The sequence below is a fragment of the Luteimonas abyssi genome, assembly GCF_001482195.1.
Taxonomy (GTDB): domain Bacteria; phylum Pseudomonadota; class Gammaproteobacteria; order Xanthomonadales; family Xanthomonadaceae; genus Luteimonas; species Luteimonas abyssi.
Genome location: NZ_KQ759763.1, coordinates 1,542,344 through 1,556,948 on the forward strand (window position 1 = coordinate 1,542,344; position 14,605 = coordinate 1,556,948).

General features: G+C 69.2%; 12 protein-coding genes, 1 tRNA gene and 1 pseudogene. 9 read left to right on the top strand and 5 right to left on the bottom strand.

Annotated elements, in window-relative coordinates; genetic code table 11:
- The first annotated feature begins 15 nt into the window (after positions 1 to 15).
- From serS to RG19_RS06380, 4 genes are all read left to right on the top strand, one after another.
- Positions 16 to 1,296, top strand: a complete 1,281-nt coding sequence (gene serS / locus RG19_RS06365; RefSeq protein ID WP_058834543.1) for a serine--tRNA ligase — start codon at positions 16 to 18, stop codon at positions 1,294 to 1,296.
- Positions 1,293 to 1,637 carry a hypothetical protein gene (locus RG19_RS06370; RefSeq protein ID WP_058834544.1) on the top strand — a complete coding sequence of 115 codons (345 nt, stop codon included), beginning with the start codon at positions 1,293 to 1,295 and terminating at the stop codon, positions 1,635 to 1,637. Before serS ends, RG19_RS06370 begins: the two co-directional genes overlap by 4 nt.
- A gap of 78 nt (positions 1,638 to 1,715) precedes the next feature.
- Positions 1,716 to 2,705: a LysR family transcriptional regulator gene (locus tag RG19_RS06375; protein WP_058834545.1), complete on the top strand. Its 990-nt coding sequence runs from the start codon at positions 1,716 to 1,718 to the stop codon at positions 2,703 to 2,705.
- Positions 2,706 to 2,754: 49 nt separating this feature from the next.
- Positions 2,755 to 2,844 (top strand) — tRNA-Ser (locus RG19_RS06380).
- Between the two features lie 202 nt (positions 2,845 to 3,046).
- Here RG19_RS06380 and RG19_RS06385 read toward each other — a convergent pair.
- Positions 3,047 to 3,337 (bottom strand): hypothetical protein, encoded by a 291-nt coding sequence (locus RG19_RS06385; protein WP_058834546.1) that lies wholly within the window; start codon positions 3,335 to 3,337, stop codon positions 3,047 to 3,049.
- 330 nt (positions 3,338 to 3,667) lie between these two features.
- Here RG19_RS06385 and RG19_RS06390 point away from each other — a divergent pair, with 330 nt between their 5' ends.
- On the top strand, positions 3,668 to 4,708 hold the full coding sequence (locus RG19_RS06390; protein ID WP_058834547.1) for a serine hydrolase domain-containing protein: 1,041 nt from the start codon (positions 3,668 to 3,670) through the stop codon (positions 4,706 to 4,708).
- A gap of 250 nt (positions 4,709 to 4,958) precedes the next feature.
- Positions 4,959 to 5,606, top strand: a complete 648-nt coding sequence (locus RG19_RS06395; protein ID WP_058834548.1) for a response regulator — start codon at positions 4,959 to 4,961, stop codon at positions 5,604 to 5,606.
- 616 nt (positions 5,607 to 6,222) lie between these two features.
- Here RG19_RS06395 and RG19_RS06400 read toward each other — a convergent pair.
- A pseudogene (locus tag RG19_RS06400) lies at positions 6,223 to 9,141 on the bottom strand (Rne/Rng family ribonuclease); the annotation flags it as partial.
- A gap of 460 nt (positions 9,142 to 9,601) precedes the next feature.
- On the opposite strand from RG19_RS06400, the gene RG19_RS06405 reads away from it, so the two are divergent.
- Positions 9,602 to 10,564 carry an RluA family pseudouridine synthase gene (locus RG19_RS06405; RefSeq protein ID WP_058834550.1) on the top strand — a complete coding sequence of 321 codons (963 nt, stop codon included), beginning with the start codon at positions 9,602 to 9,604 and terminating at the stop codon, positions 10,562 to 10,564.
- A gap of 66 nt (positions 10,565 to 10,630) precedes the next feature.
- Here the strand turns inward: RG19_RS06405 and RG19_RS06410 are convergent, their stop codons facing one another.
- Positions 10,631 to 10,972 carry a 4a-hydroxytetrahydrobiopterin dehydratase gene (locus RG19_RS06410; RefSeq protein WP_058834551.1) on the bottom strand — a complete coding sequence of 114 codons (342 nt, stop codon included), beginning with the start codon at positions 10,970 to 10,972 and terminating at the stop codon, positions 10,631 to 10,633.
- Positions 10,973 to 11,074: 102 nt separating this feature from the next.
- On the opposite strand from RG19_RS06410, the gene RG19_RS06415 reads away from it, so the two are divergent.
- Positions 11,075 to 11,668, top strand: coding sequence for an NfuA family Fe-S biogenesis protein (locus tag RG19_RS06415; protein WP_058834552.1), 594 nt, complete (start codon positions 11,075 to 11,077; stop codon positions 11,666 to 11,668).
- A 16-nt stretch (positions 11,669 to 11,684) separates the two neighbouring features.
- A complete protein-coding gene (locus RG19_RS06420) occupies positions 11,685 to 13,376 on the top strand; it encodes a hypothetical protein (RefSeq protein ID WP_058834553.1) in 1,692 nt (563 codons plus the stop codon).
- A gap of 198 nt (positions 13,377 to 13,574) precedes the next feature.
- On the opposite strand, the gene RG19_RS06425 is transcribed toward RG19_RS06420, so the two are convergent.
- Positions 13,575 to 14,021, bottom strand: a complete 447-nt coding sequence (locus RG19_RS06425; protein WP_058834554.1) for a c-type cytochrome — start codon at positions 14,019 to 14,021, stop codon at positions 13,575 to 13,577.
- A gap of 11 nt (positions 14,022 to 14,032) precedes the next feature.
- Positions 14,033 to 14,371 (bottom strand): c-type cytochrome, encoded by a 339-nt coding sequence (locus RG19_RS06430; RefSeq protein ID WP_082672803.1) that lies wholly within the window; start codon positions 14,369 to 14,371, stop codon positions 14,033 to 14,035.
- Positions 14,372 to 14,605: the final 234 nt, after the last annotated feature.

Here is a 14,605-nt window from a genome sequence, read left to right on the forward strand (position 1 = left end):
CCGATTGGAATTTCCATGCTCGACCCGGCTCTGCTGCGCGCCCGTCCCGACGACATCGCCCGTCGCCTCCTGGAGACGCGTGGTTTCGCGTTCGATGCCGGTGCGCTGGAACGCCTGGAAGCCGAACGCAAGCAGATCCAGATGCGCACGCAGGAGCTGCAGAATCTGCGCAACACGCGCAGCAAGGCCATCGGTCAGGCCAAGGCGAAGGGCGAGGATGTCGCCCCGTTGCTGGCCGAGGTGGCGGGCTTCGGCGAGGAGCTCAAGGCCAGCGAAGCACGCCTGGAGAGCATCCGCGGCGAGATCGACGCCATCGTGCGCACCTTGCCGAACCTGCCGGACGACAGCGTGCCGTTGGGGGTCGACGAAACCGGCAATGTCGAGCAGCACCGCTGGGGCGAGCCGACGCGGTTCGACTTCGCCGTGCGCGACCACGTTGACCTGGGCGCGCGCCACGGCTGGCTGGACGCCGATGCCGGCGCCAAGCTGAGCGGCGCCCGTTTCACCGTGCTGCGCGGGCGGCTCGCGAGGCTGCACCGGGCGCTGGCGCAGTTCATGCTCGGCCTGCATGTGGACGAGCACGGCTACGAGGAGACCAGCGTGCCGCTGATCGTCAACGCCGACACCATGGAAGGCACGGCGCAACTGGGCAAGTTCGTCGACGACATGTTCGCCACCGAGGTGGGCGAGACCACCCGCTACCTGATTCCGACCGCCGAGGTTCCGCTCACCAATCTCGTGCGCGACGAGATCGTCGATGCCGCGCGGCTGCCACTGCGCATGAGCGCGCACTCGATGTGTTTCCGCGCCGAGGCCGGCAGCCACGGCCGCGACACCCGCGGCATGATCCGCCAGCACCAGTTCGAGAAGGTGGAAATGGTGTCGGTCGTGCGGCCGGACGACAGCGACGCCGAACACGAGCGCATGACCCGCTGCGCCGAAACGGTGCTGGAGCGCCTCGGCCTGCCGTACCGGCGCATGCTGCTGTGCACTGGCGACATGGGTTTTTCCGCGCGCAAGACCTACGACCTGGAGGTCTGGCTGCCGTCGCAGGAGACGTATCGCGAGATTTCGTCGTGCTCGAATGTCGGCGATTTCCAGGCGCGTCGCATGCAGGCGCGCTGGCGCAACCCGGAAACGGGCAAGCCGGAACTGGTTCACACCCTCAACGGCTCGGGTCTCGCGGTAGGCCGGACGCTGATCGCGGTCATGGAGAATTACCAGCGCGCTGACGGCAGCATCGCGATCCCCGAAGCATTGCGGCCGTGGATGGGCGGCGCCGATGCGATCGAATGAGGCCGGCAGGCCCGAGTCCGGCACTGGCCGGGCGGCTGGCGCATGCGCCGCTGCTGTCGCCGCTGCTGATCGTGGGGGCGTTCCTGCTCCTGGGCGACGAGCCGACTGAAGGCCTCGCCTGGCTGTTGGCCGGCGTCGCGTTGAGCGCGGCCGACTGGGCGCTGCGCCGTCGAGGGCGCTGGCGGATCGCGTTGGCCGTCGCCGGCTGGCTCATCCTGGTCGCACTCGCGCTGGGTGCCATGCCCGGACTCGGCGCGGTTTTCATCGTCATGACGATTTGGTTCAGCGCGATCGCGATACCGGTCTGGATCGCCGCGAGAAAGTCCCTCACACGGCGCTGAAGCGTGCCCGCGGCCTTTGTTGTGCGGGCGGGATAAACGTGGTTCGATGGCGGTTATCGTTCCATCGGGCCCCCGGCCATGCAGGACCTCAACGATCTCTATTACTTCGCCGTCGTCGTCGAACACGGCGGCTTCGCCGCAGCCGAACGCGCGCTCGGCATTCCCAAGTCGCGGTTGAGTCGCCGGATCAGCCAGTTGGAGAACGACCTCGGCGTACGCCTGTTGCAGCGCTCCACCCGGCGTTTCGCGGTCACCGATGTCGGTCAGAGCGTCTACCGCCATGCGCAGTCCATGCTCGCCGAGGCCACGGCGGCGCGCGAGGTGGTCGACCGGCTCAGTGCGGAGCCGCGCGGGCTGGTGCGGGTGAGCGTTCCCGTCTCGATCGCGCAGCATGCGATGCCGAAACTGCTGCCCGACTTCCTGGCCCGCTACCCGCAGGTGCGGGTGCAGCTGCACGTCAACAACCGGCGCGTGGATGTCATCAACGAGGGCTTCGACATCGCCGTACGCGTGCGTTCCAAGCTCGACGACGACGGGAGTCTGATCATGCGCAGCTTCGGCCAGATCCAGGAGCTGCTGGTCGCCAGTCCCGAGTATCTGCGCCGTGCCGGCCGTCCGCAGGATCCGGATGAACTGCGCGAACACGTCACCATGACCATGAGCGAAGACGAGGCGAAGCAGCGCTGGGACCTTCACGGCGAGGACGGTCAGGTTCGACGGATCGAGCTCAAGCCGCGTGTGGCCGGCTTCGATTTCCCGATGCTGATGGCGCTGGCCAAGCAGGGACTGGGGATCACCATGCTGCCCGAGACCGTCTGCGCCGACGCGGTGCGCAGCGGCGAGCTGGAAGTCGTGTTGCCCGATTGGACCCTGCCACAGGGCATCGCGCACGCCGTGTTCGCGTCGCGCCGCGGCTTGCTGCCGGCGGTGCGCGTGTTCATCGACTACCTCGCCGAGCGCCTGCCGTCGTTGCTGGAGGAATCCAGCCTGGACTGCAAACACTGCGAAGAGCACAAGGCGGCGCAGACTGCAGGTGCATCCGCGCCGCTGCGTGCGACAATGTCCTGACGCGTTGCGCCTTCCGTCCCGTGTGGAGATATCACCTCGGGGCGACGACGGAGAGATGGCCGAGCGGTTTAAGGCACCGGTCTTGAAAACCGGCGAAGGGTCAAACCTTCCGTGGGTTCGAATCCCACTCTCTCCGCCATACTCGTGCGCAATCCGCTGATCCGCCGCGCGCATCCGGCGTTCGGCTCCCGCTACCCACACGCGGACCCTACGTCGTGTCGCACCTTGCGATGCGCTTCGTCGCGCAGTGCGATGCTCAGGCGTCCACGTGACGGATCACATCGCTCGGGCTGGCGGGGCCGCCTCGGCCGCCTTCGTTTCGACGGCGTGATCGGTTTCGCTCAGGCTGCGACGGGTCGCTCGATGGCGGCACTCAGGTCCGCCAGCACAGGCGCGGCCGAACGGTCTTCCTGAATGATGCAGTCCGGCGATATGCCGTGCGAACGGGCGACGACGCGGAGTTCTTCAGTGAGCCAGGCCTGGTCTTCCGCGGGCACCTCGTGGCGCAACGAAAGGGCCCGGTTGCTGAACAGAGCGATCTTGCGCAGATACGGATGCGCACAGATTTCGGCGTGGGCCAGTCCGTTCTTCAGATCGGCCAGTGCGGCGCCGACGTGTTCTCTGGTGGTCATGAAGAGTCTCCCGAAAAAGGGGATGTGCCTGCATCCCGATGGCGCGATGATCGGCGAGATGTCATGAAGACGATGCATCCGCGTGTCGTGCGCACGCCTCGTTTCCGCGGACGCGAAGCCTCGCCTGCGCATCGTCGGCCCCTCGTGGCGGCCACGGCGTCTCCTTCGGCACGACACGATGCGCGCGCCACGCGTCACTTCGTGCGGGGCGGGCAGTCCTACGACGGAGGACGCCGATGGATACATAAGGCCGGGGTCAGTACGTGGTGGTCGCCCGGCGTAGGTGGCGATCGTTCATCCCATGCGCCACGTGTCGCGGCAGACTGGGCTATGCGTCGAATCCTGCCCGCCGCGCCCGTCGTGCTCGCCGTCGTCCTGGCGACGTTTCCCGCATTGTTCGCCGCTGCGCAGCCACAGCCGACCGCGTCAGCACCGTCGTCCGCCCTGGTCCGCACTGCGGATGCCGCTGAATCGATCGCGCCGCTGCAGACGTTGATCGTCGCGCAGCACGGCGAAGTGCTGCTCGAGCGCGGCTATCGCGGTCGTCGGCCGGACGCGCCGACCAACATCAAGTCGGCATCGAAGACGGTGATGTCGGCGCTGATCGGAATAGCGATCGAGCGGGGCGTGCTGGAGAGCGTCGATCAACCGGTCGCGCCGATACTGCGCGAGCGACTGCCCGCGGATCCCGATCCACGCCTCGCTCGCATCAGCATCGGGCACCTGTTGTCGATGCAGGCCGGTCTCCAGTCGACATCCGGGCGGAACTACGGGCGATGGGTGGCGCAGCGCGATTGGGTGCGAGCGGCATTGGCGGTGCCGTTCGCCGACGACCCGGGTGGCGGGATGATCTATTCGACCGGTTCCACGCATCTGCTGGCGGCGGCGCTGACCCGTGCGGCGGATCGGCCCTTGCTCGCGCTGGCGCGCGATTGGCTGGGCGAGCAGGAAGGATTCGCGATCTCGTCATGGGATCGCGACCCGCAGGGCATCTATTTCGGTGGCAATCAGATGGCGATGACGCCGCGCTCATTGCTGGCGTTCGGCGAGCTTTACCGCAACGGGGGACGCTCGCGCGGTGGGGTGCAGGTGATTCCCGAGGCGTGGGTCGATGCGAGCTGGCAGCCACGCACGCGTTCGGTGTTCAACGGGGACGGCTATGGCTACGGCTGGTTCGCGCGTCGTATCGGCGGACACGACGTGCGCTACGCCTGGGGATTCGGCGGCCAGATGCTGTACGTCGTGCCGGCGCTCGACGTCACCGTGGTGATGACCTCGGACGACAGCATGCCGTCGGCGCAAGGTGGGCACCGGACTGCGCTGCACGGATTGCTGGCGCGCCTTCTGGACGATCTCCAGGCGCAGGGCTGAATCCGGGACACATCATCCCATCCGGGCCGGTGGGGCCCTGCGGCCACGACCTCGTTGCTCGAATGGGTGGACGGCATCGTGATCCAGGTCGCTGAAAGCGGGCGCTCGCCTGTTCGGAGCCCGTTTCCGAACGATCGGGCAATCGCGCAGCCGGGCAACTCTTAATCGAACACTGTTGCGGTTACTGCAGTGCGCAGCTAGCCTCGCGTGCAAGGGGATGCTGCATGATTGAAATGAAGAGGGGCCAGGGATGACGATCCGGGTGTTCATGGTCGACGACCATGCGCTCGTGCGCACGGGGTTGCGCATGATCTTGGCGAACGAGGTGGATATCGAGGTGGTCGGCGAAGCCGAGAGCGGCGAGGCCGCGTTGCCCGAGATCCGCCGCCTGAAGCCTGATGTGGTGCTGTGCGATCTCCATTTGCCGGGGTTGAGCGGGCTGGAGGTCACCGAGCGGGTCGTGCGTGGCAAGTACGGCTCGCGCGTGATCGTGGTGTCGGTGCTCGAGGATGGGCCGATGCCCAAGCGCCTGATCGAGGCCGGAGCGTCCGGCTACGTGGGCAAGGCGGGCGATGCGAGCGAACTGGTCCGCGCGGTGCGCACTGTCGCGACGGGCAAGCGTTTCCTGGCCAGCAGCATTGCGCAGAACATGGCGTTGTCGGGCCTGTCGGGAGACGACAGCCCATTCGACCTGCTGTCCGCGCGCGAGCTCGAAATCGCGATGTTGCTGATCCAGGGCCTGCGGCAGGAGCAGATCGCCAAGCGCTTGAGCCTCAGCGCGAAGACGGTGAACACGCACAAGACGCGCATGTTCGCCAAGCTCCAGGTGCAGGACACGATCGCGCTGGCCCGCCTGGCGGGGCAGTATGGATTGGCCGAGCCGACCCAGGTGCTCTGATCCGGGTGTGCCGACTGGCGCGGACGGACGTGCTGCGTAGCCCGTAGCAATCCGCAGGCGGTATGCGTCTGGGTCAGCGGTGTGCTGGATGCGGCTTGCCGCGTTCGTCACTGCCGTCCAGCATGCCCATGCATGTGGTCGCCGTTTCCGGCGTGCGCCCGATGGGTGCGGCGCGCTTGGTGCAACGCCGCAGGCTGCCGTTGGCCGTAACGCCGAACGGGCGGCCAGAGCCGCCCGTTCGGGGAATCGGGACTGGATCGTCCGATCAGTTGCGGGAGGAGGGCTCCGCCGCCGGAGCAACGGTCCCGGCGGCGTCCTGCCCGGTCTCCTGAGTCTCGTCGTCCGTGTCCACGGTCTCGTCGGACGGAGAGGACGAGGCCTCGGAGGCGGCGGGAGACGATTCCGCATTCTGCGGAACGGCGTCCACCGGATCGCTGTGCGCGTCCTCGGCGGGTGCCTGCTCGGCATCGACTGCGTCGAACAGCCCGGGCGTCACCGGTCGCGCTGCCGCGGCGGGTGCTGGCTGCGACGCAGGAGGCAGCGACGTGGGAGCGTCCTCGGCGACGACGGCAGCGGCCACATCCGCAGCAGTGTCGGCCGCGACGCCCGCCGCCTGGGCACCGGCGTCTGCGTCGACCGGCGTCGAGGCGGGCGCGGCGTTCGCGGATGCCTGCATCGGAGCGGCGTCCTGCTCGACGACCGGCGCGCTCGACGCCTCAGGGCGCGTGATCGCTTCGCCGGCGGTGGCCACCGGCGTCTCGGGAGCGGTAGCCGCGGACTCCGACACGATGGCGTCCGCACGGGCTGCGTCAGGTTGCGTCACGGCCGCGTCGGCGTCGTCCGCCCGGGGCGTCCTCGATGCCTGTGCCACGGCAGCCGCCGTCATCGCCGCGGATGCCGCAGCCATGCTGGCGGCGGCCCGGCGCACGGGCTCGTCCGCAGCCGGGATGGGCGTCGAGCCGGTGCTGCCCGTCGGCGGTGCGGTGCTGCGCAGGTCCTCGAAATCGAACTCGGGCTGCGAGGCGTCGACCGCCGGCGTGTCCGCATCGTGCAACGCGCTCTCGTCGTTCGCGCCGGACGTTTCGTCGCCGTTGGCGGCGCTGCCTTCGCCACCGCGACGACGACGACGACCGCCCCGACGGCCCCGACGGCGGCGACCGCCGCCTTCGCCATCGCCGGCTGCGTCCTGTCCATCGGCGGGTGCGTCGTCCACAGCGCGATCGGTTTCGGGAGCGGCCGAAGGCGCGGTGGTGGTGTCCGTCGTCGCGACTTGGGCGGCCTGTGCCTCGGTGGCGACCGGCGCGTCCGTCACGGCGGAGACTGCGGCCGGTGCCGTGTCGTCGACGGCGGGAGCGGCGACGCTGTTCGGCTTCGCCTTGGCAGGGGCATCCTCGCGACGGCGCGGCTCGCGCTGTTCGGTCCCGGCCTTCGTGGTGTCGTCCTGGATGTCCTGTCCGCGCGCTGTCTGCTCGGACCTGGCGTCCGCCTTGGGCTTCTGGGAACGCCCCTGCTTCTGGGCGGGGGCCGTATTGCCCTGGCTGGCGCGGCTCTTCTCTGCCTTGTCCTGCTTGTCCTGACCGCCGTTGCGGTTGCCGCCATCGCGACCGCCGTTGCCGTTGCGCGATTCGCCCTGGGGTGCCTGCTTCTGGGAAGGGCCTTGACCCTGGCCACGGCGCTCATCGCGACGGCCGCCGCCATCGCGGCCCTGACGCCGGTCGCGGCGTGCGTTGCCGCGTCCGTCGCGCTCGCCCTGATTGCGGTTGTCGCGAGACGGCGACGGCGTCGCGGTAGGCGCCGGTGCGGCTTCGACCGGCGCGAAGATGCGCTTCAGCCAGCCGACCACGCCACCGACCGGGGCTGCCGCCAGCGGCTGCGGGGCCGGCTGGGGCGCCGGCTGGACCGGGGCGGGCGCCGGGGCATCCTCGCGCGGCTCGCGCAGCGGTGCCGGCTGCGTGGGGCGTACGTTGGTGACCGCCGGCGGCGGGATGTTGAGGTTGTTCTTGTTGAGCGAGATCGTCGCCAGCTTGCGCGGGGTGCCGCGCTGGTAGCTGGGCTTGCTGGTCTCTTCGCCCAGTTCGTTCTGGCGAACCCGGGTGACCTCGTAATGCGGCGTATGCAGCTGCTCGTCGGCGACGATCACGATCGGCGCGCTGTGGCGCTTCTCGATCTCGGCCAGCGCGCCGCGCTTCTCGTTGAGCAGGTAGTTGGCGATCTCCACCGGGGCCTGCACCAGCACCTGCCCGGTGTTGTCCTTCATCGCATGCTCTTCGGCGACGCGAATGATCGACAGGCTCATCGATTCCACGCTGCGCATGCGGCCGTGGCCTTCGCAACGCGGGCAGACGATCTGGCTGGATTCGCCCAGCGACGCGCGCAGGCGCTGCCGGCTCATCTCCAGCAGGCCGAACTTGGAGATCCGGCCGAGCTGCACGCGGGCGCGGTCGTACTTCAGCGCGCCCTGCAGGCGGTTCTCGACCTCGCGCTGGTGCTTGTTGGACGACATGTCGATGAAGTCGATCACCACCAGGCCGCCCAGATCGCGCAGGCGCAACTGGCGGGCCACTTCCTCGGCCGCTTCCAGGTTGGTGTGGAACGCGGTCTCCTCGATGTCGCCGCCGCGGGTCGCGCGGGCGGAGTTCACGTCCACCGCGGTCAGCGCCTCGGTCTGGTCGATCACCAGCGCGCCGCCCGAGGGCAGGCGGATGGTGCGCTCGTAGGCGTTCTCGATCTGCGACTCGATCTGGTAGCGATTGAACAGCGGGGTGTCGTCGGTGTAGTGCTTGAGCTTGCGCTTGTTGTGCGGCATCACCTGCTCGACGAACTCCAGCGCCTCGGCGTACATCTCCGGGGTGTCGATCAGGATCTCGCCGATGTCGGCGCGCATGTAGTCGCGCAGGGCGCGGGTGATCAGACGCGATTCCTGGTAGATCAGGAACGCCGAGGGCTTGCTCAGGGCGGCCTCGGTGATGGCGCGCCAGATGCTGAGCAGGTAGTCCAGGTCCCACTGCAGCTCTTCGGCATCGCGGCCGACGCCGGCGGTGCGGATGATGACCCCCATGTCGTCGGGGATCGCCAGCTTGTCCATCGCTTCCTTGAGGGCGGCGCGGTCGTCGCCCTCGATCCGGCGCGAGACGCCGCCGGCCGACGGCGAGTTGGGCATCAGCACCATGTAGCGGCCGGCCAGCGAGATGAACGTGGTCAGGGCAGCGCCCTTGTTGCCGCGTTCTTCCTTCTCGACCTGGACCACGACCTCCTGGCCCTCGCGCAGCAACTCGCGGATGCCGGCATTCCGGTGATCGACACCGGCCTGGTAGTAGTCGCGGGAGATTTCCTTCAGCGGCAGGAAGCCGTGACGGTCGGCGCCATACTCGACGAACGCCGCCTCGAGGGACGGCTCGAGCCGGGTGATGCGGCCCTTGTAGATGTTGGACTTCCGCTGTTCCTGGGACGGCTGCTCGATATCGATGTCGTACAGGGTCTGGCCGTCGACGATGGCGACGCGCAGCTCTTCTGCCTGCGTCGCATTGATCAGCATGCGTTTCATTGATGCGTTCCTCGCGCGCTGCAACCGCGCGGAACGCCGTGGGGCGTTTCGCCTCTGGAGACTTGAGATCGCGCCAGCAGGGCAGGGCCGTGGCCCGGCGCCGGCGGCGCGGTCTTGGGTATTCCAGCGCTACGACACCACGGCATGCCGCGGGAGCGCTTGTTGTTCTGGAGCTTCTGTTTCGGGGCCGGGGGCGGCGTCGGCCGGGCCGGGCGCGCCACACGGGTCATGTTCAGCACCGGACCTCGCGGGCCGGGCGATGGCCGGGTCTGCCGTTGAGCCGCTAACATGTCCGCCCCGGGGGCGGTGGCCGCGCACTGCATCGGAATCGAGGAAGACGGGCTTTCGGCCCTGCGCGCGACGCCTGGCCGTGACCGGCGGCGTCGCTTGCAACTTCCAGCGAAATCAAACCCTTATATCGCGCGGCGAGTGTAGCAGATCAAAATCGCCGATGTCCTATTCAGAATCGAACGCGCGTCCCGGAGTGGGCGCACGTACCGTCAAGGTGCCCGAGGACCGGGAAGGTCAGCGCCTGGACAACTTCCTCCTGGGGCAGCTCAAGGGGGCGCCGCGCAGCCTGGTGTACAAGCTGGTGCGCTCCGGGCAGGTGCGGGTGAACGGCGGGCGCGCCAAGGCCGACCGTAAGCTCGCCGGTGGCGACGAGGTCCGGATTCCGCCGGTCCGGCTGGAAGAGCCGGGTGCCCAGGGGCGTCCCGCGAAGGGGCTGATGGAGGCGCTGGCGGCCGGCATCGCGTTCGAGGACGAGCGTCTGCTGGCGCTCAACAAGCCGTCCGGGGTGGCCAGCCACGGCGGCAGCGGCATCGGCTTCGGCGCGATCGAGACCTTGCGTGCGCTGCGCCCCCAGCAGTCGCTGGAACTGGTGCACCGGCTCGATCGCGACACCTCGGGCCTGCTGGTGATCGCCAAGAAGCGCGCGGCGCTGGTCGAGCTGCAGGCGCTGATGCGCGGCGAGGGGGGCATCGAGAAGCGGTATCTGGCCCTGCTGGCCGGACGCATGCCCGACGGGGTGATGAGCGTGGATGCGCCGCTGCACATCGGGTTGCGCCAGGGGGGCGAGCGCCACGTGCAGGTCAACGATGCCGGCAAGCCTTCGCTCAGCCATTTCAAGGTGCTGGAGCGTCGTGGCGGGCATTCCTGGTGCGAGGTGCGGATCGAGACCGGCCGGACCCATCAGATCCGCGTGCACGCCCAGCACATCGGCCATCCCGTGGCCGGCGACGACAAGTACGGCGATACGGAGATCAACCGCCGCCTGCGCGACCAGGCCGGTCTGCGCAGGCTCGCGCTGCATGCGGCATCGATGCGCTTCGAACTCGACGGTGGCCGCGCGCCTTACGTCCTGCATGCACCGCTGGCGCCGGAGCTGGGTGCGGTGCTGGAAGCGCTGGGATAGCCGAGGTCGGGCGACGCCACGGCCAGTCCGCATGCGTCGGCCCGCGCCTGCGGCGGCGTGCCGCGCTCAGCCCAGCAACGCGTCGGCGCGTGCCGCGCAGATGAAGTCGTTCTCGGACAGACCGCCCACGTCGTGCGTCGAATAGCGCACGACGACGCGGTCGTAATGCACGCCGAGGTCGGGATGATGGTCTTCGCGGTGGGCGATGAAGGCCAGCGCGTTCACGAAGGCCATGGTGCGGTGGTAGTCCTCGAAGCGGAATGTCCGGACCAGGGCCTGGCCGTCCTCGGCAAGGCGCCATTCGGGGACGTCCGCCAGCAGTTCGCGCACTCGGGCCTCGGCCAGGCGGTGCGCGTCGCCCCGGCGGGGGATGCAATGGGCCTGGGCGAGCGGGACGGGATCGGACATGGCGGACTCCTGGAATGCCGTGGACGGGCCGGGCGGCCCGGCGGCATTAGACTGTTTGCCCGGCGTTCCGAATGCATCATCGAAGAGGTCTAGAATACCGCGATGATCCAGATATCAGACAACGCGCAGGGTTACTTCCGCAAACTCATCGAGCGCGAGGCGCTGCCCGACCTGGGCGTGCGCCTCTCGGCCGTGCATCCGGGCACGGCCCACGCCGATGTGCGCCTCGAGTTCGCCGAGCCGGGCGATCTCAAGGGCGACGAATGGGCGGTGGATTGCGAGGGGTTCACATTGTGGCTGGATGCCGACAGTGTGCGTTGGCTCGACAGCGCCGAGATCGATTACGCCACCCAGGCGACCGGCGGTCAGCTGCAGATCCGCGCACCGAAGATCAAGGGTGAAGCGCCGGCCGATTCGGCGTCGCTGGTGGAGCGCGTGCGCTGGATGGTCGAACACGAGATCAATCCGCAGCTCGCGCAGCATGGCGGACACGTCTCGGTGGTGGAGGTCAGTGGCGAAGGCGTGGTGCTGCTGCGCTTCGGCGGCGGCTGCCACGGCTGTGGCATGGCCGATGTCACCTTGAAGCAGGGCATCGAGAAGACCTTGCTGGAAAAAGTGCCGGGCGTGACCGCGGTGCGCGACGCGACCGACCACGACACCGGCGCCGCGCCCTATATCCCGCGCGACGTGGCCTGAGCGGACGCCGGCGCGAGTGCTGACCTCCGCCGACGTCATCGCCGTGCTGCATCGGCGCCGGCGCCGTTCGCTCCGGCCCGGTCCCGAGGCCGGCGAATTCCCGCCGGGGTGGCAGGCATGGTTCGAGCAACTCGCTTCACGTCCCGGCCGGGTGCATGGTGCGCCGGCGGCGGAACTCGTGGCGGTGCTGGCCGTACGCACACCGCGTCCGCGAGCACCGGGGCGGGTGCCCGCGGACCGCTGGCAGGCGTTCACCTCGCTCTGGCGTCAGCACTGGGAGCCGCCCCATCCGGACGAGCGTCGTCTGCGCGCGTTTTCCGCGGGGGGCTCCGGGGCCGTCCACCTGGTGTTGCTGCTGGCGATGGCCGTGCTGTTGTTCGTGCCGCCTTCCCGCGGTCCGACCCAGGCCGGCGACGAGCGCGCGATCGAAGTGACCTGGATCGGCGAAGGCACCCCGATCGACGAGGGCGGCGGGACACCGGCCGCGGTCGAGTCCGAGCGCGATCCGTCCGCATCCGCGCCGGCGCCATCGGCACAGGCACCGGCCGATCCCGTGGCGTCGGCGACGCCGCCCGTGCAGCCGCCCCCGCAGCCCGCGCCCGAGGCCGCGGAGCCGATCGAACCTGCTGAGCCGGTACCGGCTCCCACTCCCGTCGTCGAGGCTGCGCCGGATCCGACGCCGGTCGCACCCGTCGAGCAGCCCCTGCGGGTGACCGAGGTTCCGATGCCCGATCCGGTGTTTGCGGTACCGCCGCCGCCGGACGTGGCCGCGCCGACGGTCGTGTCGCGCGAGGCGACGGTGGAGCTGCGGACGCGCGAGATCGCATTGCCCGATGCCCCCGAGATCCGCCGCCCGGACATGCAGGCGGTCCAGGTGCCACCGACATCGCGTCCGGTCGAACAACCGCGCCTGGATGTCGTCGAGCGGGAAATCCCGTCGCCGCCGCGCGAGGTGAGATCGCCCGACATCGCGGTGCCTTCTGCGCCGGCGCCGGTCGTGCAGCGCGATGCCCAGGCACGGGTGCGAGAGATCCCGATGCCCGAACCGGCAGCCGGTGCGGGCGAGGGCGCTTCCGAGGCGCAGAACCCGTCCGCGGCGACGCCGGCTGCAGGGACGGATGCGGGCTCCGAGGCGGCGCGCGCGGACCCGTCCGGGTCGCCCGCGGCCACGCAAGGCACCCGCGCCACGGCGGACAGCGCCGGCAGCGGCGTGTCGCCCGCGGCACCGCCGGGAGCGCTGCCCAGCAGGGCACCGCCCGGCGACGACTGGGGTGCGGCCGCACGCGACCAGGCGGGAGGGCAGCGCGGTACGGCAGGTCTGTTCAACCGCGACGGTCGTCCGCAACTGCCGCCAGGCAGCGGCGGGCGTGTCGGTGGCGGCCTGCCGCCCGGGACGGTGACCGAGGACTACGAGAAAATCGATCGGATGGGCACCTGGCTGCGCCGGCCGCCGAACGATTTCGAGGAAACCTCGCTGGACCGCTTCTGGGTGCCGAACGAGAACCTGCTGGAAGAATGGGTGAGACGCAGCATCCGCACGGTGCTCATCCCGATCCCGGGCAGCAGCAAATCGATCCGCTGCGATGTGGCACTGCTGGCATTCGGCGGCGGTTGCGGCATCACCGACCCGAACATGCAGGATGTGGAAGCCGAGGCGCGGCCGCCGCCGGACGTGCCGTTCAAACCCGAGTTGCAGGACGACCCGTAAGCGATTCGCGGGGCGCGCTGAGGTCGCGGTGAGCGGTGGCCGCCGGATGCCGGTGAAGCCGCCGGCCGCCACGAGAGTCGCCGCTCGCACGGATGCGGGACCTCCGATCGCGACCGACCGGGAACCTCGCGATGGGTGACACGAAAAAGGGGCCGCCCGGGCCCCTTTCCGATGATGTCCTTACCGGCGGCAACCGCCTCAGCGGCGCGAATGCGCGCCCTGCAGGTCGACGATCTGCGCCGGCCGGGAGCCGAAGTAGGCTGCGAGATCCGAAATTTCCTGGTCGGTGAGTTCGACGGCCTGATTGGCCATCAGCGCGTTTCCGCGCTGCCCGGCGCGATAGCCCTGGAGCGCATGCGCGAGGTAGTCCGCGTATTGCCCGCCGAGCTTCGGATACGTCGGGTCCAGAGGTTCGTTGCCGTCCTGTCCGTGACAGTCGATGCAGGACTGGCCGCTGGCCTGGCTGCGGACCTGCGCGCGGGCCTCGCCTTCGGCGACGCGTCCCTTGGGCAGGCCGGCGGACGAGGAGCGGTTCTGTGCGGTGGCGGTGGACTCGCCGTCCGCCTCCGGGCTGCCGGAACAGCCGACCAGCAGGGACGCGGATGCGAACAGGGCGGACAACACGATCGGGCGAAGATTCGTCATGGTCGGGCGGCTCACTTCTGCAGGCTGGACAGGAACGCCGCGATGTCGGCGATGTCCTGGTCGGAGAAGCTCTGGGCCTGCGCTTCCATGGTCGGATGCGTCCGCGTGCCGTTGCGGTATTCGGTCAGTGCATTGACCAGATACGGCACCGGCTGCCCGCCGATCTTCGGCACCCGGTAGTTCGGGTAGGCGTTCTTGTAGTTGGCGATCCCGTGGCAACCCTGGCAGGTATAGGTCAGGAGATGGCCGTTTTCGAGATTTCCCCCGTCCGCCGATGGTGCGGACTGTGCAAAGGCGGCAGGCGCCGCCATGGCGAAGGCGAGACAGGCTACGAGTTGCAGCGGTCGCATCATGGGTTCCGCAATCCTGTTTGGCTGATGTTGCTTGGCGTTGACCGGAAGGGATTGGCGTCGCGGGGCCCCCTGACGCGCAATCCGGACAGTATAGCCACGGTCAGCGGCGCTTCCCAAGAAGGGTATTGCCTACCCGTGTCACATCGAAGGCCCGAATGCGTCCTGGACAGGCGCCGGCGTCGCCTCGACGAGCGCGCAGCCATCCATGCCACCCGGCGGAACGAAGCGCCA

What these genes read in the sequence shown, in the direction of transcription:
- serS (WP_058834543.1), top strand. Translation starts at nt 16, where the DNA reads ATGCTCGACCCGGCTCTGCTGCGCGCCCGTCCCGACGACATCGCCCGT.
- RG19_RS06370 (WP_058834544.1), top strand. Translation starts at nt 1,293, where the DNA reads ATGAGGCCGGCAGGCCCGAGTCCGGCACTGGCCGGGCGGCTGGCGCAT.
- RG19_RS06375 (WP_058834545.1), top strand. Translation starts at nt 1,716, where the DNA reads ATGCAGGACCTCAACGATCTCTATTACTTCGCCGTCGTCGTCGAACAC.
- RG19_RS06385 (WP_058834546.1), bottom strand. Translation starts at nt 3,337, where the DNA reads ATGACCACCAGAGAACACGTCGGCGCCGCACTGGCCGATCTGAAGAAC.
- RG19_RS06390 (WP_058834547.1), top strand. Translation starts at nt 3,668, where the DNA reads ATGCGTCGAATCCTGCCCGCCGCGCCCGTCGTGCTCGCCGTCGTCCTG.
- RG19_RS06395 (WP_058834548.1), top strand. Translation starts at nt 4,959, where the DNA reads ATGACGATCCGGGTGTTCATGGTCGACGACCATGCGCTCGTGCGCACG.
- RG19_RS06405 (WP_058834550.1), top strand. Translation starts at nt 9,602, where the DNA reads ATGTCCTATTCAGAATCGAACGCGCGTCCCGGAGTGGGCGCACGTACC.
- RG19_RS06410 (WP_058834551.1), bottom strand. Translation starts at nt 10,972, where the DNA reads ATGTCCGATCCCGTCCCGCTCGCCCAGGCCCATTGCATCCCCCGCCGG.
- RG19_RS06415 (WP_058834552.1), top strand. Translation starts at nt 11,075, where the DNA reads ATGATCCAGATATCAGACAACGCGCAGGGTTACTTCCGCAAACTCATC.
- RG19_RS06425 (WP_058834554.1), bottom strand. Translation starts at nt 14,021, where the DNA reads ATGACGAATCTTCGCCCGATCGTGTTGTCCGCCCTGTTCGCATCCGCG.
- RG19_RS06430 (WP_082672803.1), bottom strand. Translation starts at nt 14,371, where the DNA reads ATGCGACCGCTGCAACTCGTAGCCTGTCTCGCCTTCGCCATGGCGGCG.